22 protein-coding genes and 1 pseudogene are annotated in these 20,695 nt (G+C 57.0%); 9 read left to right on the plus strand and 14 right to left on the minus strand.

Annotated features, from left to right (window positions below):
* Nucleotide 1 precedes the first annotated feature (1 nt).
* Genes GTU79_RS04385 through GTU79_RS04400 form a run of 4 tightly spaced genes read right to left on the minus strand, consistent with a single transcriptional unit; the run spans nt 2 to nt 3,475 of the window.
* Nucleotides 2-850 (minus strand): metal ABC transporter permease, encoded by an 849-nt coding sequence (locus tag GTU79_RS04385; protein ID WP_203522759.1) that lies wholly within the window; start codon nt 848-850, stop codon nt 2-4.
* Complete coding sequence (locus tag GTU79_RS04390) at nt 847-1,704, minus strand: metal ABC transporter permease (protein ID WP_203522758.1); 858 nt, start codon at nt 1,702-1,704, stop codon at nt 847-849. Before GTU79_RS04390 ends, GTU79_RS04385 begins: the two co-directional genes overlap by 4 nt.
* Complete coding sequence (locus GTU79_RS04395; protein ID WP_253073488.1) at nt 1,701-2,555, minus strand: metal ABC transporter ATP-binding protein; 855 nt, start codon at nt 2,553-2,555, stop codon at nt 1,701-1,703. Before GTU79_RS04395 ends, GTU79_RS04390 begins: the two co-directional genes overlap by 4 nt.
* Entirely contained in the window at nt 2,552-3,475 is a 924-nt protein-coding gene (locus tag GTU79_RS04400; protein WP_203522757.1) for a metal ABC transporter substrate-binding protein, read from the minus strand. The genes GTU79_RS04395 and GTU79_RS04400 overlap by 4 nt, the downstream gene beginning before the upstream one ends.
* A 218-nt stretch (nt 3,476-3,693) precedes the next feature.
* On the opposite strand from GTU79_RS04400, the gene mntR reads away from it, so the two are divergent.
* Nucleotides 3,694-4,170, plus strand: coding sequence for a manganese-binding transcriptional regulator MntR (gene mntR / locus GTU79_RS04405; RefSeq protein ID WP_203522756.1), 477 nt, complete (start codon nt 3,694-3,696; stop codon nt 4,168-4,170).
* A gap of 159 nt (nt 4,171-4,329) precedes the next feature.
* On the plus strand, nt 4,330-6,639 hold the full coding sequence (locus GTU79_RS04410) for a YgiQ family radical SAM protein (RefSeq protein ID WP_203522755.1): 2,310 nt from the start codon (nt 4,330-4,332) through the stop codon (nt 6,637-6,639).
* A gap of 15 nt (nt 6,640-6,654) precedes the next feature.
* Here GTU79_RS04410 and GTU79_RS04415 read toward each other — a convergent pair whose 3' ends face one another.
* Nucleotides 6,655-7,263, minus strand: coding sequence for an HD domain-containing protein (locus GTU79_RS04415; protein WP_132927875.1), 609 nt, complete (start codon nt 7,261-7,263; stop codon nt 6,655-6,657).
* Between the two features lie 196 nt (nt 7,264-7,459).
* Here GTU79_RS04415 and trhA point away from each other — a divergent pair, with 196 nt between their 5' ends.
* Entirely contained in the window at nt 7,460-8,107 is a 648-nt protein-coding gene (trhA, locus tag GTU79_RS04420) for a PAQR family membrane homeostasis protein TrhA (RefSeq protein WP_132923352.1), read from the plus strand.
* A gap of 84 nt (nt 8,108-8,191) precedes the next feature.
* Here trhA and GTU79_RS04425 read toward each other — a convergent pair whose 3' ends face one another.
* From GTU79_RS04425 to GTU79_RS04455, 7 genes and pseudogenes are all read right to left on the minus strand, one after another.
* The gene (locus GTU79_RS04425; RefSeq protein ID WP_203522754.1) at nt 8,192-8,497 is read right to left on the minus strand and encodes a hypothetical protein; all 306 of its coding nucleotides are present in this window, start codon (nt 8,495-8,497) and stop codon (nt 8,192-8,194) included.
* Nucleotides 8,498-8,535: 38 nt separating this feature from the next.
* A pseudogene (locus GTU79_RS04430) lies at nt 8,536-9,780 on the minus strand (PTS sugar transporter subunit IIC); the annotation flags it as partial.
* Between the two features lie 52 nt (nt 9,781-9,832).
* Complete coding sequence (locus GTU79_RS04435; RefSeq protein ID WP_132923349.1) at nt 9,833-10,132, minus strand: PTS sugar transporter subunit IIB; 300 nt, start codon at nt 10,130-10,132, stop codon at nt 9,833-9,835.
* 10 nt (nt 10,133-10,142) lie between these two features.
* Complete coding sequence (locus GTU79_RS04440) at nt 10,143-11,135, minus strand: 6-phosphofructokinase (protein ID WP_203522752.1); 993 nt, start codon at nt 11,133-11,135, stop codon at nt 10,143-10,145.
* An 11-nt stretch (nt 11,136-11,146) separates the two neighbouring features.
* Nucleotides 11,147-11,590, minus strand: coding sequence for a PTS sugar transporter subunit IIA (locus GTU79_RS04445; protein ID WP_203522751.1), 444 nt, complete (start codon nt 11,588-11,590; stop codon nt 11,147-11,149).
* Between the two features lie 225 nt (nt 11,591-11,815).
* Nucleotides 11,816-12,469, minus strand: coding sequence for a P-loop nucleotide/nucleoside kinase family protein (locus GTU79_RS04450; RefSeq protein WP_203522750.1), 654 nt, complete (start codon nt 12,467-12,469; stop codon nt 11,816-11,818).
* Nucleotides 12,462-13,406 (minus strand): tagatose-bisphosphate aldolase, encoded by a 945-nt coding sequence (locus tag GTU79_RS04455; protein ID WP_203522749.1) that lies wholly within the window; start codon nt 13,404-13,406, stop codon nt 12,462-12,464. Before GTU79_RS04455 ends, GTU79_RS04450 begins: the two co-directional genes overlap by 8 nt.
* 239 nt (nt 13,407-13,645) lie before the next feature.
* Here GTU79_RS04455 and GTU79_RS04460 point away from each other — a divergent pair, with 239 nt between their 5' ends.
* Nucleotides 13,646-14,599: a sugar-binding transcriptional regulator gene (locus tag GTU79_RS04460; RefSeq protein WP_243701591.1), complete on the plus strand. Its 954-nt coding sequence runs from the start codon at nt 13,646-13,648 to the stop codon at nt 14,597-14,599.
* 27 nt (nt 14,600-14,626) lie between these two features.
* Here the strand turns inward: GTU79_RS04460 and ygfZ are convergent, their stop codons facing one another.
* Nucleotides 14,627-15,613 (minus strand): tRNA-modifying protein YgfZ, encoded by a 987-nt coding sequence (gene ygfZ, locus GTU79_RS04465; protein ID WP_132923344.1) that lies wholly within the window; start codon nt 15,611-15,613, stop codon nt 14,627-14,629.
* Between the two features lie 216 nt (nt 15,614-15,829).
* Between ygfZ and sdhE the strand changes: the two genes are divergently transcribed.
* Both sdhE and GTU79_RS04475 read left to right on the plus strand, forming a co-directional pair.
* Nucleotides 15,830-16,096 carry an FAD assembly factor SdhE gene (sdhE, locus tag GTU79_RS04470; RefSeq protein WP_132923343.1) on the plus strand — a complete coding sequence of 89 codons (267 nt, stop codon included), beginning with the start codon at nt 15,830-15,832 and terminating at the stop codon, nt 16,094-16,096.
* A complete protein-coding gene (locus GTU79_RS04475) occupies nt 16,077-16,502 on the plus strand; it encodes a protein YgfX (protein WP_132923342.1) in 426 nt (141 codons plus the stop codon). Before sdhE ends, GTU79_RS04475 begins: the two co-directional genes overlap by 20 nt.
* A 4-nt stretch (nt 16,503-16,506) precedes the next feature.
* Here the strand turns inward: GTU79_RS04475 and fldB are convergent, their stop codons facing one another.
* Entirely contained in the window at nt 16,507-17,025 is a 519-nt protein-coding gene (gene fldB, locus GTU79_RS04480) for a flavodoxin FldB (RefSeq protein WP_132923341.1), read from the minus strand.
* A gap of 101 nt (nt 17,026-17,126) precedes the next feature.
* On the opposite strand from fldB, the gene xerD reads away from it, so the two are divergent.
* The 3 genes from xerD (at nt 17,127) to recJ (ending at nt 20,621) form a co-directional block, all read left to right on the plus strand.
* Entirely contained in the window at nt 17,127-18,026 is a 900-nt protein-coding gene (gene xerD / locus GTU79_RS04485) for a site-specific tyrosine recombinase XerD (protein WP_132923340.1), read from the plus strand.
* A 134-nt stretch (nt 18,027-18,160) separates the two neighbouring features.
* Nucleotides 18,161-18,877 carry a bifunctional protein-disulfide isomerase/oxidoreductase DsbC gene (gene dsbC / locus GTU79_RS04490; RefSeq protein WP_203522747.1) on the plus strand — a complete coding sequence of 239 codons (717 nt, stop codon included), beginning with the start codon at nt 18,161-18,163 and terminating at the stop codon, nt 18,875-18,877.
* 13 nt (nt 18,878-18,890) lie between these two features.
* A complete protein-coding gene (gene recJ / locus GTU79_RS04495) occupies nt 18,891-20,621 on the plus strand; it encodes a single-stranded-DNA-specific exonuclease RecJ (protein ID WP_203522746.1) in 1,731 nt (576 codons plus the stop codon).
* Nucleotides 20,622-20,695: the final 74 nt, after the last annotated feature.

The raw sequence follows: 20,695 nt of genomic DNA on the forward strand, positions 1-20,695 counted from the left end.
ATTATCCTGCACCGGTCCGCTTCGTGACTTTTTTGCGCAGCAACGCATAGCATTGCGCCAGTATAAACAGGCCGGCCTGGGTAAGCACAATACAGGGGCCGGTGGCGCCGTCGATATGGAAACTCAGCAGCGTGCCGGCAAAGCATGACAGGACCGATACCGCCGTCGCCGTGAGCAGCAGCCGGTCGAAGTGCCGGCATAGCAGCAGGGCGGTCATGCCCGGCGCTATCAGCATGGCGATGACCAGTATTATCCCCACCGCCTGCAGGGCGGCGACGATGGTGAGCGCCAGCAGGCACAGTAGGCCGTAATGCAGCCGGCCTACCGGCAGCCCTTGTATCCTTGCTTGCGCCGGGTCGAAACAATACAGCATCAGGTCCCGGCGCTTCACCAGGATAATCACCGACGCCGCGGCGATTATCCCCAACTGGTGGTTCAGGCCGGACCGGCTGATGCCCAATACATTGCCGAACAGAATATGGCTGAGGTGCTGGTGGGTATCGACCCGGGAAAACAGCACCAGCCCCAGGGCGAACATGCCCGAATAGACAATGCCCATCACCGTGTCTTCCTTGACCCGGCAGTGATCCTTGATATAGCCGGTGGCGGCGGCGCAGGCGATGCCGGCGCCAAAAGCACCGACAATCATCGGCAGGCCGGCCAGATAGGCCAGTATGATGCCCGGCAAAACCGCATGGGAAATGGCGTCCCCCATCAGCGACCAGCCTTTTAATACCAAAAAGCACGAAAGCAGGGCGCAGACGATGCCGGTGGCGACGGCGGCAATCATCGCCCGCTGCATAAACGGGAACACAAAGGGCTCCGTTACATAGTCAAGCCAGCCGGTCATAACGGTTTGCCCGTGATGCGGCGACGGCGACGGGCCGCCAGCAGGCCGTGCCGGGGGGCGAACAGGAACGCCAGCAGGAAGAGCAGGGTTTGCAGCGTGACAATCACACCGCCGGTGGCCCCGTCGATAAAGTAGCTTAACCAGGCGCCGCCGGCGCCGGTGATAATACCGGTAAGCACGGCGATGATGATCAGCCGCGGGAAACGGTCGGTGAGCAGATAGGCCGTCGCGCCGGGAGTGATGACCATCGCGATCACCAGGATGGCCCCCACGGTTTGCAATGCTGCGACGGTGCACGCGCTCAGCAGGGTGAAAAAGATGATTTTCAGCCGCAGAGGCGACAGACCGATGGTGGCGGCATGGCCCTCGTCGAAAAACACCGCCAGCAGATCCCGCCAGATAAGACATAGCACCAGAAAGGAAATGCCGATGATAATCATCACCTGCCTGGCATCCTCATCGGCGATGCCGAGGATATTGCCGAAAATAATCGACTGAACGTTAACGCCGGTAGGGTTGAGGGAGACAATCAGCAGGCCGGCGGCAAAAAACGCGCTGAATACCAGGCCGATTACCGCATCTTCGCGCAGGCGGGAATAGTGGCGGGCCAGCGCCATCAGCAGCGCCGCCAGCATGCCGGTAATAAACGCCCCGGCGGCGATGGGCCATCCTAACGCATAGGCGCCCGCCGCACCCGGCACCACCGAATGGGATAACGCATCCCCCATCAGCGACCAGCCCTTGAGCATAAGATAAGCGGACAGAAACCCGCAAACGCCGCCTACCATGGCGCTCATCCAGATGGCCTTGGCCATATAGTCATACTGCCAGGGTTGCAGCAGCAGCGACATCATGGCCGAATCTTCATACCATCGACATCGACATCGACATCGGCATTGCCGGTGCCAATATCAGCGCCGGCGCCGGTTGTGGCAAGGGCTGTCGGTGGGTGCTCCGGCAGCGTGCCGAGCCGCAATGCGCCGCCGAAAACCCGCTCCAGATTCTGGCGGGTAAAGGTGGTGTCCACCGGGCCGGCCGCCATAACGGTGCGATTGATCATCACTACCCGATCGCAGTACTCCGGTATGCCGGCCAAATCATGGGAGGCGACCAGGATCAGATGGCCCTGATCCCGCAGCGACCGAAGCAGCCCGATGAGGATATCTTCCGTTTGCACATCGACCCCGGTGAAAGGCTCATCCAGCAGCATCACCCGGCCCTGCTGCGCCAGCGCCCGGGCCAGGAACACCCGCTTGCGCTGGCCGCCGGAAAGCTCGCCGATCTGGCGATGGCGCAAATCCCATAGCCCGACGCGGTCCAATGCCTCTTCCACCCACCGTTTGTCCCGGGCCGAGGGAATGCGCAAAAAAGACATGGCGCCGTACCGGCCCATCATTACCACATCCCTCACCAGTACCGGGAAACTCCAGTCCACCTCTTCCGCCTGGGGGACATGGGCGATAAGGTTTTTTCGCAATGCGTCGGCCACCGGCAGGTTGTCCAATGTGACCGTGCCCGCGGCGGGCCGCACCATGCCCAATATGCTTTTAAACAGGGTGGATTTGCCGCTGCCGTTCATGCCGATTAAGGCGCAAAGCGTGCCGCCGCAGAGGTGGAAACTGGCGTTGCTCAGGGCGGTATGGCCGTTGTTATAGGTTACGGTCACTCCGTCCATCCGCAGCTCGGGCCGATAGAGCGGGGTCATAAGCCGAATCCTTTGGCAATGGTGTCCGTGGTTTGGTAAAGCAGGCTAAGGTAGGTGGGCACCGGCCCGCCGGCCGCCGAAAGGGAATCCACATACAGCACGCCGCCATAGCGCGCGCCGGTCTCCTTGCTGACTTGGCGGGCCGGCTTGTCCGATACGGTGCTTTCGCTGAAGATCACCGGGATGCCATACTCGCGCACCTGGTCAATGACATGGCGGACCTGCCGGGGCGTGCCCTGTTCTTCCGCATTGATGGGCCAGAGGTAAAGCTCGCGCAGGGCATAATCCCGCGCCAGGTAGCTAAAGGCCCCTTCACTGGTGACCAGCCAGCGAAGAGTAGCGGGGATCCGGTTCAGCCGCGCACGCAGCGGCGCGTCCAGAGCGGCGATTTTAGCCGCGTATTCCCGGGCGTTGCGGTTGTAATCGGCGGCATGGGCCGGATCGTGTAACACCAGCGCTTTACGGATGTTTTCCACATAGATAAGGGCATTGCCGGCGGACATCCAGGCATGGGGATTGGGATTGCCGCGATAGGGACCGGCACGGATCGGCAACGGCTCGACGCCCTCGCTGACAACCGCCGAGGGGACGTCACGGACATTGTCATAAAAACGCTGGAACCAGCGCTCCAGGTTCAAGCCGTTCCAGAGCACCAGATCCGCCGACTGGCTTTTGACGATATCCCGCGGCGTCGGCTGGTAATCATGGATTTCCGCCCCGGGTTTGGTAATGGACTCCACCATAGCCGCATCCCCGGCCACATTTTGCGCTATATCCTGCAGCACGGTAAAGGTGGTGATGACCCTGAATTTTTTTTCGCCGTGGGCGCCGCCGGCGGCGAAAAACAGCAGACAGCCCAGCAGGATCCACCATGACGCGGCGGTTGGAAAGGGTTGGCGCTTTAGCGGGTTCGTCAGCATACAGTCGATTGGCGGCAATATCATTAGCAGGTGATAAAATGATGTCCATATATAGCACAGGCTATATTGTATAGCAAAGGCAATTTTAATGGACATCAATTAACAGACCGCCGCTGCCGGGTTGTTTATCATCCGCCGACGGTTACAATGCTATGCTTGCCGTTGTAGCTGCCGGCAGACAGATCATCCAGGCCGAAAAACAACCATGAGGAAATACCATGAACCGCCCGGAGAAAGACGCGTTCTCCATTCCCGCCGGCCAATTGGTTGATGCGAGGGAACATGCCCAGGGGTTTATGCAGGTCAGGCAGGCCCACCGGTCGGAACTGATGGACGATTACATCGAGCTGATTGCCGACCTTATCCAGGAGCGGGGAGAGGTTCGCCAGGTGGAGCTGGCCGCCCGCCTGGGGGTGGCGCAGCCCACGGTGGCCAAGATGATCAAAAAATTGTCCGCCGCCGGTTTGATCAGGCAGCTACCCTACCGGGGCGTATTTCTCACCGCCGAAGGGGAGATCATGGCGGCAAAAAGCCGTAAACGGCACCAGATTGTGGAATCATTCCTGCTGGCGCTGGGTATCAGCGCGGAAACTGCCCGCCGGGACGCCGAAGGCCTGGAACATTATGTCAGCGAGGAAACCCTGGATGTATTCCAGCGGTTTACCGAACAGGCCCAAAGAGGGAACGGACGATGAGGGTGTGCGGTGAACCGCGTCAAAGTCCGCCGCCCGCTCGGGCGAGCGTCGGTCGCCACAGGCGATTAATTAAGCGATAATCCGAAATTTCCATACTGCTTTTGCCCCGGGCCACGTATAATCCCCTCCCGGCGAAATAACCCCTTCAAGAGTGCATGTATGGTTTCCACCAGTTTGATCCAACCCGAACGCGACCTGTTCTCCTATCCGCTCTATTGGGCGGAATGCTACGGCACCGCGCCGTTTCTACCCATGTCGCGCGAGGAAATGGACCAATTGGGCTGGGATAGCTGCGACGTGATTATCGTCACCGGCGATGCCTATGTGGACCATCCGAGCTTCGGCATGGCCATCGTCGGCCGCATGCTTGAGTCTCAGGGGTTTCGCGTCGGCATCATCGCCCAGCCGGACTGGACCGATAAGCAGGACTTTATGCGGCTGGGCAGGCCCAACCTGTTTTTCGGCGTGACCGCCGGCAACATGGATTCCATGATCAACCGCTATACGGCGGATCGCAAACTGCGGCATGACGATGCCTATACGCCGGGCAATGCCGGCGGCAAGCGCCCGGATCGCGCCACGCTGGTATACAGCCAGCGCTGCAAGGAAGCCTATAGCGAGGTACCGGTGGTGCTGGGAGGGATTGAGGCCAGCCTGCGGCGTATCGCCCATTACGATTACTGGTCCGACACCGTGCGCCGTTCGGTCCTGGTGGATGCCAAAGCCGATATGCTGATCTACGGCAATGGCGAACGGCCCCTGGTGGAGCTGGCGCACCGGCTGGCGGCGGGCGAATCCATCGGCGACATACAGGATGTACGGAATACCGCGGTGATGCGCAAAGGCCCCTTGCCAGGCTGGAGCGGCGTGGATTCCACCCGACTCGATACCCCGGGGCGCATCGAGCCTATGCTCAATCCTTACGGCGACGACCTGCCGTGCGCCGAGGGCGAGGTGCCGGCATCCCGTGGTAAACCCGTAACCGTGCGGGCCGCCAAACCCAAGCCCTGGGAAAAGACCTACGTGCTGCTGCCCTCCTTCGACAAGGTCAAGGGCGATAAAGTCATGTACGCCCACGCCTCGCGTATTCTTCACCATGAAACCAACCCCGGCTGCGCCCGGGCGCTGATGCAGCAGCACGGCGACAGGTATGTCTGGATCAATCCGCCGGCCATCCCCCTAAGCACGCCGGAAATGGACAGCGTTTTTGCCCTGCCGTTCCAGCGCTTGCCGCACCCGGCGTACGGCAAGCAGGTGATACCGGCTTACGAAATGATCTACACCTCGGTCAATATCATGCGCGGCTGCTTCGGCGGCTGTGCGTTTTGCTCCATCACCGAGCATGAAGGCCGCATTATCCAGAGCCGTTCGGAAGAGTCCATCATCCGCGAAATCGAAGAGATACGCGACAAAGTACCGGGCTTTACCGGTATCATCTCCGATCTCGGCGGCCCCACCGCCAATATGTATATGCTGCGCTGCACTTCGCCGCGCGCCGAACAGACCTGCCGGCGGGCATCCTGCGTCTATCCGGAAATCTGTCCCCATATGGATACCGACCACGCGCCCACCATCAAGCTCTATCGCCGCGCCCGCGCCTTGCCGGGCATCAAGAAGATCCTGATTGCCTCAGGGGTCCGCTATGATCTGGCGGTAGAAGATCCGGCCTATATCAAAGAGCTGGCGATGCATCACGTAGGGGGCTATCTGAAGATCGCGCCGGAGCATACCGAACCGGAACCGCTGTCCAAAATGATGAAGCCGGGCATGGGCAGCTATAAACGCTTCAAGGAACTGTTTGACCTTTATTCCAATCAGGCGGGTAAAAAGCAGTATCTCATCCCTTATTTTATTGCCGCCCATCCCGGTACCCGGGACGAGGATATGGTCAATCTGGCGTTATGGCTTAAGAAAAACCGCTACCGCCTCGATCAGGTGCAGAATTTTTATCCTTCGCCGCTGTCCAGCTCTACCACCATGTATTACAGCGGCAAAAATCCCTTGGGGAAGGTGGATTATGACAGCGAAGACGTGGTGATACCCAAAGGGGATCGCCAGCGCCGGCTGCATAAGGCCCTGCTGCGCTACCACGATCCCGCCAATTTCCCGTTGATTCGCGCCGCGCTGGAGCAAATGGGCAGGCAAGACTTGATTGGCGGTCGCCGAGAATGCCTGGTACCGGCTCCAGGCATTGAAGAACAGCGCGAACTGCGCCGCACGCGGCGCTACACCCGGCCGGCGATGACCAAACATACCGGCGCTGCCCCACAGCCGGCGATGACCAAACATACCGGAGCTGCCCCGCAGCCGGCGATGACCAAACATACCGGCGCTGCCCCACAGCCGGCGATGACCAAACATACCGGAGCTGCCCCGCAGCCGGCGATAGCCAAACGTACCGGAGCTGCCCCGCGGCCGGCGGCGGCGGTGAAACCGGCCCTAAAGCCCGCGCGCAGCCGTAAACCTTGAGAATGACAGGGGGGCTTATTTCAGCCAGCCGTTTTGCTGAGCTTGGTTGAGATGGTGTTTCAAATGCTCCCAAAGTTCGGGATAGACATCGCCGATAAAGGCGTTGCGGGTTAATACCTGCTCCAGCCGGATACCGTTTTCCACCCAGCTTTGCCCTTGATTATGCAGATTCATCAGTACCGGCATCAGCCTGTCGAGCAGCAGGGCAAATTGCGCGTCCGCCGTTTCGCCCGCTTCATATTCCAGCCACAGCTGGTGAAAGTGTTGGCGCTGCGGTTCCGGCAGCAGGCCGAACAGCCTGACCGCCGCCGTTTCTTCCAGATCGTGCACCGCATGACGGCCCGCCAGATCGTACACCAGCACATCGCCGGCATCGATTTCAACGATATCGTGCACCAGCGCCATCTGGGTTACCCGGTTGATATCCACCTTGTCGCCGGCGTAGGGCGCCAGGGCCATGGCAGCCACGGCGAAATGCCAGCTGTGCTCGGCGGTATTCTCCTGCCGCTGCGTGCCCAAAACCTTGGTACGGCGTTGAATGCTCTTGAGTTTATCGATTTCCATCAAAAAAGCGACGACGTCGGTTAATTCCCCGAACGCCAATGCCGGTAATTCCTGCAACATGCTTACCCCAACGGCCAGACAGTGAAGCGCATCATTGTAGGGCAAAAAGGGTGTGAATTCGAATGCGGCGATAAAGGAATACCGGTTGATGGCGGACATATTTTGTTTAGCTTACGCGTGTACACTGGAATTATTCTCAGTTAAGCTTGTCCATGTACCAGATGTTTTAGCAAAAGACGTACGAGGAAGTGTAAGAATGGCTAATAAATTATTAGCTCAAGGCTATACGCTGGCGGAAGAGATAGCCAACAGCGTCAGCCACGGTGTCGGTTTGATATTCGGTATCGTCGGGCTGGTTCTGTTGCTGGTGCAGGCCGGGGATGTGGGCGCCGACGTCACCGCCATGACCAGCTACAGTCTGTACGGCGGCAGCATGATCCTGCTGTTCCTGGCCTCCACCCTCTATCATGCCATCCCCCATCCACCCGCCAAGCGGTGGTTGAAAAAACTGGACCACTGCGCCATTTACCTGCTGATTGCCGGCACCTATACGCCTTTTTTGCTGGTGGGCCTGGCCTCGCCGCTGGCGAAAGGGCTGATGGTCGTCATCTGGGGCATGGCGTTAGTAGGGGTGATTTTCAAACTGGCGTTTGCCCATCGATTCGAGGTGGTGTCGCTGATTACCTATCTCACCATGGGCTGGCTGTCGCTGGTGGTGATTTATCAACTGGCGCAACGTCTGCCGGTGGGCGGCCTGACGCTGCTGGCGGTGGGCGGGCTAATCTATACGGTGGGGGTGATTTTTTACGCCTGCAACCGCATCCCGTTCAACCATGCCATATGGCACGGTTTTGTGCTGGGCGGCAGCCTGTGCCATTTTCTGGCCATCTATTTCTATATCTGAATTTCATATCTGACCGTCGGCATGCCGGCCTGGCCGGCCCTTCACTCCCTGGCGAAGTGCGGGGCCGGTGCGGCCGCAATGACATCAATAGCCGTAACGGATGGCATCCTTGCTTTTTTGCATCAGCGCGTCGATTTTTTGCGCATACGCCTCAATGCCCTGGCTGTCTCCGGAGCGGGCGCTTTCACGCTGTTTCTGATTATAGACTTTCATCAACTGCGCCTGGGCAAAGCCGGGTTTGCCGTAGCACTCCATGCTTTTTTCCCAGCAGGCAATGGCGCTATCGATATCATTTTGCTCGGAAAAGCGTTTACCCAAGTCATTAAGCGCTTTCGAACAGTCCTGGGGCGACAGCCCCCGGGCCAGAATTTCCTCTATAGTGGTGTCCATAGGATCTCCATTATCGATCAATGAAAGAAATTGAGTATATGTCCGAATATCAGACCGACGCTGATAACATCCGAATCGCTGAAGGTGACATTGGCAAAGCCATACTGGCCGAGCAGCGGTAACAGCAGCGCCGGCAGCAGGGTTATAAAGAGTCCGTGAAAGATGCCGCCGATAATCGCCCCCCGCCGTCCGCCCACCGCATTACTGAATATTCCGGCGGTGCCGCCGGCAAAAAAGTTGGTCAGCATGCCCGGCAGGATCATTGCCAATCCGACCCAGGGAAAAAGAAACATACCGATCACCGAGCCGATGGTGGTGGAGATAAAGCCGATGATTACCGCATTAGGCGCGTAGGGGAACAGCACCGGGCAATCGAGGGCGGGTACGGCATTCGGCACAATGCGCATGGCGATGCCGCGAAACGCAGGCACGATCTCCGCCAGCAGTAAACGTACCCCGGATAATAATACATAGACGCCGACGACGAATTGTATCGCTTGTAAAAATGAGAACACCAGATAGTTAACCCCTTTCGAGTAAGCGGCAACGACATCCGGGCCGGCGGCGATGGACGGGATCAGATAAATGGGTATCATCACCACCATCATCGATAAATAGGTGTCTTGCAAAAACGACAGCGATTGGGGAAGTTCGAGATCTTCGGTGCTTTTGCTGACGTCGCCGGTCAATTTCGCCACTCCGGCCTGAACGATATATCCCACGGTACAAAAATGGCCAAGGGCAATATCATCGGAGCCGGTTATCTTGCGGACAATGGGTTGCGCCAGGGCAGGCATACATACTGCCATCAGTCCGGCAATAACGCCGCCTATAATAATCAGTTCTGCTCCCCGTAACCCGCCCATATAGCCGATAACGGAGCATACCGTTGCCATCCAGAGCGAAGCCTGTCCGGTTAGAAAAATATATTTGAAACGAGTGAACCGGGCGATGATTATATTGACGCAAAAAGCCAAAACCATTATGAGCGCCGTTTCCCGCCCCAGGGTTTGCTGCGCGATACCGGCGATAGAACCTACGTCGGTCACCACGCCACGCATATTGAACCCTTTTTGGAAGACCTCTCCCAAAAAATTGAGCGCATTGACAATGATATTAGCACCGGCCAACAGAACTAAAAAACCCAGCAGCGTTTTCAAGGTTCCGGTTATCACTTGGCCCGGGCTTTTCTGCTGGGCAATAAGCCCGATCATGGCGATTAGCGAGATCAATATCGATGCCTGTCCCAGCACATCATTGACGATAAAATGAAGGAAAGCCATATAAAGCCCCTGTATGGGTTAGCGGTAAGCTTATTAATGATGAATAATGTTATTATGCTAAGTAGCCCAGATTTTGCAGGATAGGCGTTAGCTTTGTTTTAATTTCCGTTTTGTCCACCAGTCTTTTCAGGTAAACAATGGTGGCATTTACCGTGTAATGTTGAAACTGAGAACGAAAGTTTTCGCCGGTGACAATAATATCCACCCGCATGGAAGTGGCGCTGGAAATATCGCAATGGGAAAGGTCCGCTTCCACGCCAAGATCTTTTAATGCCGATTCGATACTCATTTCACAGGCAAAACTGCTGCCCAGACCGGCCCCGCATACTGCCAAAATGGATAACTTTTTCATAGAATATTCCTTAATTGATCATATGGAGATGTCGCGCTGCCGAGACCAAATGGGGATCAAGCTGTCTTTTCCCACTTAATGCCTTATTCAGCTCACAGCTAACGGCCTGTCCGTTCAAAATGCCTATCAACATTCCGTGCCCGCCGGCTAGAATGACGTCTGCTGCTTTCTGGCCCAGGGCTATTGCCAATAGACGATCTTTCACCGAGGGTGAAGGGGCCCGCTGGCAAAATCCCAAAACCGTATGACGAATTTTAAACCCTATATTTTCTTCAATTATTTTGCCAATCTTTATCGACACGCCCTGCGTTCCCGCCAGAAAGGCATTTTCCATCGGATAACCTTCGGCACAGACCACCAATGCATAACCCTGGGGCGCCGCCAGGCACTGTCTGATTCTGTTGCACAGACCGCCCATATCCTGCGGATATTCAGGCAGTAATACCGCATGGGCGCCCCCCGCCAGGGCGCTGCCCAGGGCGATATGGCCGGCATCGGCGCCAAAGACCTCCAACAAAAACACCCGTCCTTCCATGTTCCGGGCGGTATTGTGCAATTGATCCAACGCGTTGGTCGCCACCGCCAGCGCGCTGTCAAAGCCGATGGTAAATTCAGTACCGGCGATATCATTATCAATGGACATGGGGAGCACCACCGTGGGTAAACCCTCCCGGTCCAGCAATAACGCCGCCTGCGACGAACCTCCCCCGCCAAACACCAGCAAGGTTTGCACGTCCATAGACCGCAGGCGGCTTCGGATGGCATGGCGGCCCGCCGGGGTCCAGGGCGAACGGCTGCGTGCGCTGCGCAACAGGTTTTTGCCGGAAGACACCGATGAACCCATCTCCGCAAGCGATAACGCAAAAGGAGATTGTTCAATAATACCGTCATAACCACCGTGGAATGCTAATATATCTAATTCCTCCCGCTGAGCGATTTGCGCGATGGCTGAATTAATACCCGCTGCATCGCCGCCGCTGGCGATAATGGCTATTCTTTTCATTTTTTCACTTATCAGAACTGACCGATAATATCCAGCACCTGCTGTTTATTAATCACTAATTTAAGATTTTTCACCGCCTCTTCATCGCAAAAAAATTGTGAAAGACTCGCAATCATTTCAATATGTGAATTGCTGTCTACCGCCGAGAGTCCAAAAATAATATATACCGGATCATTGTCTTCACTGCCGAAGTTCACGCCTTCTTTGACTAAAACCAAAGATAATGCGGTTTTGATTACTCCCTCCTCCGGCCGCGCATGGGGCATGGCAATTCCCTCGCCCAATACATAGTAAGGCCCAATTTGTTCATGCATGGCATAGATAGCCTGCAGATATCTGCTTTCCACAGCCTGTTGCGCTATTAATGACTGCACAGCCAATTCCACCGCGCTTTGCCAGTTATTAACCTGGTTAACTAAGGTGATATTGGCGTCATTAATCCAGTCCGTTAACATAAGAAACCTCATTAAGATATAAAATGTTTTTATAAGTATGGATTCGATAAATAAATAAAACTGTGATCCATCCATACCTATTTACTATTAACTAAAATCAATGACGATGCAATATAATTATAGAAACGCGTTAGATATCCGCAGTTATCTCATGGGAATAACCAGTGAAAATTATTATAAATAAAAAATTGCTATTCTTTTTTTTTGCCGTTTTGTAATAACTCCTTAAGCCGGTTTATTAATATCGACGGGTGACTCGAAGACCTGAGCGATCCAGTCATCCAATGCATTTATATCAACAAACTGATTTTGCCGTGCCAGATATACGGGGCCGAAAGCCATAGGCTCCGCGCGGTTTGCCAGCGCAATCAATTCAGGGACATATTCTTTCCCAGGGTGTCCGGGTAATCGCTGATCAAGGCGGGCGAGATAGCGTTCCGCAGCCAATTCCCCTGAAATATCGCACCAGACTTCGGCCAGACGGGTTACATCCGCCTGTATCAGGTAATTCCTGAGCACTTCTTTTGGTTGAAAACCAAACCAGGCATCAATAATAAAGGTACTTCCCGGGGGCGCGTCGGCGACGATAGACCAGATGGCCTGATAGCTTGCTCTGCCCAATACCCGGTTAAAGGCGCGATCCACACCGTCGATAAGCTGAAGGAAAGGATTCTTTATGCCGTCAAGAGATAAGTGCAACCAGCCGGTACGTTTAGAGAGCTCAACGGCGACAGTGCTTTTGCCGGACGCGGGAATTCCGTTGACCAGCACAACACGTTTGCCGTTTCCCGCGACAGGGCGCCCATATTCCGACGGCCTTGCGTCGGCAAAATGAGTTTTACCCGGTTCGTCGTGAGAAGCTGCTCTGGTATCAGCCATGGTGTACCTGTCCCGCCAATGCGCCTTGGTTAAGTTTGTCCGCACGATAATACTGCCGGATAACGGCCTGGATTTCATTCAGGCGAGGCACCGCCAGCGTCTCCAGCTTGCCTTTCGTCAATGCGCTGTCCAGGGAAATGCAGTCCTTCCAAAGGGAACGTCCGGCAATCACCCCCGAAGCGCCGTTGCTCATGGCGTCGGCCACCTGTTTCAAAAACGTGGCGTGATCGACGCCGGCGGAAAGCACGGCCCAGGGAACATCGCCGGCGATGCGGGTAATCTCGGCACAGGCCTGCGGCGAGCCGGGATAGGGCAGCTTCAATACCTTGGCGCCGCATTCCAGGGCAATCTTCGCGCCGCCTTTAATAAGCTCTGGGAATTTGGCTTTATACTCTTCGTCGCTTTCACCCTCAAGCTGATAGGTGAGATACTCAACCACCAGCAATATATCTTCTTTGGCGAAATCTTCCACGCACTGACGCAGTATAGCGATATTGTGACGGTTCGCCTCGTCATGATCGGAACGCAGGTATACCATTATCTTGCCGCCGGTGCCCCCCAGCTCGCGCACATGCCGGGCGTTCACATTGGGTACCAGCCGGGAAAGGCGGTAACCCTCAGGGGAAGTATCCCAGCCTGAGGCGTCCAGACCAATCAACAGGGCTGTATTGCGGGAAATCACGCCGTCGTCAACCAACTGCGGTACCGCGCAGACCGGATCCACCAGTACGCAGGAGGCATTGCTGGCCAAATAACGGGTGATATCGGCCTTAATCGTTCCCAACTGCTTTTCGGAAATTTTCGACTGCAGCTCCGGGTCGCTGGTGAGCAGGCTGCGCATAGCGCCGCGCTGGTCGCAGGCGATGACCATCATTGCGCCGTTATTGCCGCAGATTTGCTGATAGCCTCGTAACTCTGAAGTAGACATCTTTGACATTTATTACTCCTGGGCGTGAAATTTGTTGCATATTCACAAACGTTAATGCGACTGGCCGCGGCGTCATCCGACGTGCAAGAACAGGGTCAAACGCGCTCCGCAGGCCGGTTCATAAGGGGTTTACGCCAATGCTGGTCGTTGCAATTTCACTGGCATTGAGCAATAATTCCCCTATGTCAAAAACAGTGTAATACATTGCAGAAAGGAATTTCAAGCTGAAAGAACCAATTTTGCAAGATGTGACGGCAACGCGCGCCATGATGCATATGGTGGCGAAGCTGCACTATGAGTCAGATATGTCCCAGGTGGACATAGCCCGGAAGCTGGGTTTATCAACCGCGACCATTTCACGTTTGCTTAACAAAGCGCGCGCGGCGGGAATTATCAGGATTGAGGTCATTGAATTGACGTCGCCGGAAAATATGACTGACGAATTGATCCAGCGCCTTGGATTGAAGACGGCGTCGGTGGTGGAAACCCCGCCCAGCAATATTTTAAGCTCGCTGGCGACGCCTTTGTCCTCCCTCCTGCAGCAGGCGAAACTGGGCAGCGGTTCGGTGGTAGGCATTGGTTGGGGCCGGGCGATAAGGGAAGTGACCGTGGCAGGGTTGCCCCGCATACCGGGGATATTGACCGTCGCGCTGAACGGCGGTATGCAGCAGGCCGCGCCCCATTTCCAGATCAATGAGTTCGTCCGTCTGGCCGCGCAGCACATGGAGGGCACCCCTTATTTTCTGCATGCGCCTTATATCTCTTCCGCTGAACTGCGCGATGCATTTCTCAGCGACCACAGCGTTCAGGGTATTATTTCGCTGTGGGACCGGCTGGATGTCGCTATTGTCGGCGTCGGCTTGACCCATGCCCCCAAACCCAGCGAGTCCACCGCCGCCACTCTTGATGAGCAAGCGCTCAGCCAGGCCGCCGGCGATGTGCTGCGCCACTATGTGACCGAGTCGGGGGGGATCCTGCATTGGGAAGGGGAGGAGCGGATGATTGCCGCGTCGCCGGAGCAGCTGCGCCGCACGCCGCTGACCATCGGCGTCGCCGCCACGCCGGAGAAAGCCGCCGGGATTATCGGCGCCGTGCGATCCGGCATGATCAATTCTCTGGTGACCGATGTGAATACCGCCCAGGCAATACTGGATCGGTTAACCGCACAGGAAGGGGCGGAGCCGGCAAAAAAACCGGCATAAAAACGCCCTTCGCCTGGTTTGCGATGGCTAGTCCGTGAGGGTGTAGGGCAACGGCTGAATGGCCAGCGCCCCGGTGGTATCCTCTTTCACCCGCAGATGGCTGTCCGGCGCCAAATCGTTGTTTAAAACCGCCTGCACCCAGACCGTGCCGTCCTCCAGTTGGCAGGCGGCCAGCACCGTGCCGGTGCGGCGCCAGTTTTCCCCGAGCTGCAGTTCCAGGTCGTCGCCGACGGCCGGGACGTGGCCGGCTTTACCGGCAAGCCAGTAAAGGGCGCGTTTATTGGCGCCGCGGTATTTGGCGCGGGCCACCATTTCCTGACCGGCGTAGCAGCCCTTATCGAAACTGATGCCGCCCAGCGCCTGGAGATTGACCGCCTGGGGAATAAACTGCGTGCTGTTGGCGCTGTCTATCACCGCCAATCCCGCTTCGATATTCAGCGCCAGCCACTGTTGGCTGTCGTTGAACTGCGCCTGGCCCGCCAGCTTGTCCAGCAAACGCTGCAGCACCGCCTCGGTGGTCACCAGCAAAAAACGCTCAGCCGGCAGGCTGAAATGCAAAAGCGTGGTTTCCCCTTCCTGCACCACCGCATGCTGCGGGTCGGGCAGGTTGTCGAATATGCCGCTCAGGGCCGCCCGCGCCTGGAAACCGGCAACGCCTAACAACAGGATGCCGTCGTCGGCGGCGATGGTGACTTTGGAGAATACCGCATATTTTTTCAGTTCCGCCAGCTGCGCGTCCCGCACGCTGCGGCGTTCAATATACGCCATGCCTTCATTGCGGTGAAAGATCCGCAAATCGCTCCACATTTTGCCTTTTGCGTCGCAATGCGCCCCCAGAATATGCTGATCGGCAGCCATGGCGGCGACGTCGGTGGTCACTTGTCCCTGCAGATATTTCTCGGTATCCGGGCCGGTAAGCGTTACCAGCGCCCAGTCTTCCAGCGAAATCAGGGTTAAGGGCAAGTGGCTGGACGGCGTCGGCAGCCGTGGGGGGAAAGGAACGTTAAGCGACATATGACACTCCTGTGCTGTGAGGCTAAATATAGGTCAATGGTAAAATAGCCTCAGGGCTTTGCAAGCGGTTATTTCACCGCATTTTTGCCTATCCGTGCGATATGCATCGGGAAAAATTAGCAGAACGTGTCGGAATGTATCGTTTTATGTAATGCGCAATAGCAAAACAGGTTAAACTAGCTGCCGGAATGTCAGCATGGGAGGTATAAAGTCCATATGGATATCGATAATAGAGCCCGCATCCACTGGGCCTGCCGCCGGGGCATGCGTGAACTGGATATCTCGATAATGCCGTTTTTTGAATACGATTTCGACACCCTGAGCGACGAGGACAAAGGTTTGTTCGTGCGTCTGCTGGAATGCGACGACCCGGATCTTTTCAACTGGCTGATGAATCATGGCGAGCCCCAGGATAGCGGATTGAAAAAAATGATTAACCTGATACAAACACGAAATAAAGCCCGTGGCCCTCTGGCGCTGTGATGTAAGGGTGTCGTGGCGCACGCAAATCTTCTCCCTGGTGATTCACGGGATATTGACGCTATTGATTCTGTTATCCCCCTGGCCCGAGAACTACGGTCTGGTTTGGGTCACGCTTATTACGCTTGTGGTCTTCGAGTGCATTCGCAGTCAGAGAAATATCATGGCCTGTCGGGGGGAACTCGTGCTGCAAAGCGGCCTGCACCTGCGCTGGCATAATAAAGACTGGTTAATCAGGGGAACGCCCTGGATGCTGAAAAGCGGCATCCTGATCTCGTTACGCCAGGTGGGGGGAAGGCGCACACGCAAACTCTGGCTGGCGGCGGACAGCATGGACCAGCGCGAATGGCGCAGCCTGCGCCAGGCTTTGCTGCATGCCGCCTCGGTGCAACAGCGGCACGATCGTTAATTTCTTATAGCAGGGCGGCCATTTCGTTTAGAATTTGCTCGCACCATTGCTGCAGACGGCTGTCGCTCAGATCGTACTGATTCACCTCGTCCAAGGCCAGACCGACAAAATGCCGTCCGTCGGGGCTCAGGGCTTTCGGACTGGTGAATTCGTAGCCTTTGATCGGCCAATAGCCGATAAACCGCGCGCCGGTGGGCGTCAGGACGTCGTGCAGATAGCCCAGCGCGTCCAAAAACCATTCGCCGTAGCCCAATTGATCGCCCATACCGTATAAGGCGATAATTTTACCGGACAGATCCAGCCCGGACAGCTGCGGCCAGACCGCATCCCAATCCTCCTGGATTTCGCCGAAATCCCAGGTGGGGATGCCGAGGATCAATACTGGATAATCTTCCATGCGCTGTGGCGGCACATCTTTGATATTATGCAGCTCCACCAGGTCCGCACCGAGAATATCGCGGATTTTTTCCGCGGCCATTTCGGTGTAGCAGGTACTGGAGCCATAAAACAAACCGACTTTCATCTTTAGCCATACTCTTCATGACAACCTGATAACAACAAGTGTACCAGATTTACCTTCGTATCAGGCATAATGTAGCCTGTCGTAAACCAGCAGGGGCCTAGATGCAACAGCAGAATAACCCATGGATCGAACAGTTCCTTGATGCCCTTTGGCTGGAGCGCAACCTGGCGGAGAATACCCTGTCGGCCTACCGCCTCGATTTGCAGCAGCTTGACGATTGGCTGGTCCGGCAACAAAGCTCCCTTTTGAGCGCCGGGGCACCGGATTTGCAATCCTATCTCGCCGCCCGCCTGGCGGAAGGCTACAAAGCGGCCAGCTCAGCGCGGCTGCTCAGCGCCATGCGGCGTTTTTTCCAGTACCTGTATCGGGAAAAAGTGCGCGACGACGATCCCAGCGCCCTGTTGGCGGCGCCCAAGCTGCCCCAGCGCTTGCCCAAGGATCTCAGCGAGGCGCAGGTGTCGGCATTGCTTAACGCGCCGGTGCTGGAACAGCCCATAGAGATACGGGACAAAGCCATGCTGGAAGTGCTGTACGCCACCGGCCTTCGGGTTTCCGAACTGGTGGGGCTGACCATGAGCGATATCAGCCTGCGCCAGGGCGTGGTGCGGGTGGTGGGCAAAGGAGATAAAGAACGGTTGGTGCCGCTGGGAGAAGAAGCGGTACACTGGGTGGAGTATTATCTGGAACATGCCCGTCCCTGGCTGATGAATGAACACAGCTCGGATATCCTGTTTCCCAGCAATCGCAGCCAGAAAATGACCCGGCAGACGTTCTGGCATCGCATCAAACATTATGCGATTCTGGCGGGTATCGACAGTGCGCGGCTCTCGCCCCATGTCCTGCGGCATGCGTTCGCCACTCACCTGCTGAATCATGGCGCGGACCTGCGCGTGGTACAGCTGTTGCTGGGGCATAGCGATCTCTCCACCACCCAGATTTACACCCATGTGGCCACCGAGCGCTTGAAACTGATACACCAGCAGCATCATCCCCGGGGGTGAGCCGGTATAGGTTCAACCGGCCGGCATGATCACGGCCGTGATACCTCCCAATGCCGATAGAGGGATGTATCCAAGGGTCGCCTGCTAACGGACTTCACAAATACCATTAGGACAGATAATCAAAGGACTTAACAATGAAAAAAAGGCTGCTATTGCTCTCTTTCGTGGCGCTGGCCACCGCCCGCCTGGCTTATGCCGACGACGCCGCGATCACGCACGCCCTTGACCGCCTGGGCGTGCATCGCGCCGAAATCCAGCCCTCGCCGGTGGCGGGCCTGAAAACCGTGCTTACGGAAAGCGGCGTTCTCTATGTCTCCGATGACGGTAGGCATGTCATACAGGGCCCGATGTACGATGTCGGCAGCAGCCAGCCGGTGAATGTCACCAATCAATTATTAAACAAACGATTAAACGCCATGCAGGACGAGATGATCGTTTACCGGGCGCCTGTGCAAAAATACGTCATCACCGTCTTTACCGATGTCACCTGCGGGTATTGCCACAAGCTCCATGAACAGATAAAAGACTACAACGCGCTGGGCATTACCATCCGCTACCTGGCTTTTCCGCGCCAGGGCCTGAATTCCCAATCGGAGAAAGACATGGTTTCGGTCTGGTGCAGCGCCGACCCCAAAACGGCCTTTGATAAAGCCATGAAAGGCGACGCGGTGCCTCCGGCCACCTGTAAGACCGATCTCAGCCGGCATTACCAGCTTGGCGTCCAGTACGGCATCCAGGGTACGCCGGCCATCCTGCTGGAAAGCGGGGTCATGGTCCCGGGCTATCAAAGCCCGAAAGAGATGGCGGCGATGCTCGATCAGCAATCGCCAAACGGCGCGACGGGCGGCTGATAACGTGACGGACATGAAAACGGTATTACGGCGTCGCCCGGCGGCCGCCGCCGACGGGTTGCTTGACGTGGATCTTCCCCCCCTGCTAAGGCGCCTTTACGCGCTGCGGGGCATCAAGACCGGCGACGACCTCGAGCGCGGCGTCCGGGGTTTGCTGGCCTATCAGCAGTTGGACGGCATCGAACTTGCCGTGGATATGCTGGTGGGCGCGCTGGCGGATAACCGCCGATTAATGGTGGTGGGGGATTTTGACGCCGACGGCGCCACCAGCACCGCCGTCATGGTGCTGGCGCTGCGCCAGATGGGCGGGGAACATATCGATTACCTGGTGCCCAATCGTTTCGAGGACGGTTACGGCCTGAGCCCCGAAGTGGTGGAACAGGCCATGGCGCGCGGCGCGCAAATCATCGTGACGGTGGATAACGGCATTTCCTCCCATTCGGGCGTCGAGCTGGCGCACCGGCACGGCATCCCGGTGCTGATTACCGATCATCACCTGCCCGGCGAGACCTTGCCCGACGCCGATGCCATCGTGAACCCCAATCTGAACGGCTGCGCCTTTCCCTCCAAATCCCTGGCGGGAGTCGGCGTGTCTTTTTACCTGATGCTGGCGCTGCGCGCCCGGCTGCACGAAAGCGGCTGGTTCGGGCAAAAAAACCTGCCGGCGCCCAAGCTGGCTGAGCTGCTGGATCTGGTGGCTCTCGGCACGGTGGCCGATGTGGTGCCCCTTGACCGCAATAATCGCATCCTGGTGCATCAGGGCATCAGCCGGATCCGCGCCGGCCGCTGCCGGCCGGGTATACGCGCCCTGGCGGAAATCGCCAATCGCGACACTGCCCGGCTTTGCGCCGCCGATCTCGGTTTTGCCCTGGGGCCGCGCCTGAACGCCGCCGGCCGCTTGGACGATATGTCGGTGGGGGTTGAGCTGCTGTTGACCGAGGATCTGTCCCAGGCCCGCATGCTGGCCGGTGAGCTGGATTCATTGAATCAAACCCGGCGCGAGATCGAACAGGGCATGGAAACGGAAGCCCTGGCGCTGTGCGGCGAGATGGAGCGCAGCCAAACGGCACTCCCCTACGGTCTGGCGATTTATCACGCCGAATGGCACCAGGGCGTGGTGGGAATACTGGCTTCCCGCATCAAGGAACGCTTCCATCGCCCGGTTATCGCCTTCGCCCCGGCGGGGGAGGGCCTGTTGAAAGGATCCGGCCGATCGGTGGCCGGTTTGCATTTACGCGATCTCCTGGAAAGACTGGATACGCTCTATCCCGGCATGATCCTGAAATTCGGCGGGCACGCCATGGCCGCCGGACTCTCCCTGGAGCAGGTCCAATACGAACCCTTCCGGCAGCGTTTCGCCGAACTGGTGAACGAGTGGCTGGATCCGGCGCAGCTGGACGGCGTGGTCTGGTCCGATGGCGAACTGTCAGGCGCCGAACTGAACCTGCCCACCGCCGAACTCCTGCGCGACGGCGGCCCCTGGGGGCAAGCCTTTCCCGAACCGCTGTTCGACGGCAGATTCCGTGTGCTGCAACAGCGGCTGGTGGGTGAAAAACACCTAAAGCTCATGGTTGAACCCCTGACCGGCGGGCCGCTGCTGGACGGCATAGCGTTTAATATCGATAACCGGATTTGGCCCGACAACAGCGTCCGCACCGTTGAGATGGCCTATAAGCTGGATGTGAACGAATATCGCGGTAATCGCACGGTTCAATTATTAATCCAGCATCTCTGGCCGCTCTAAGCCTAAGACGCTACAAACATTGGCGCGGATCCGCTAGAATAGCCGGTTAATACGCACTCTATCTCTTTACGAGC

Source organism: Sodalis ligni (assembly GCF_016865525.2).
Classification (GTDB): Bacteria; Pseudomonadota; Gammaproteobacteria; order Enterobacterales; family Enterobacteriaceae; genus Acerihabitans; species Acerihabitans ligni.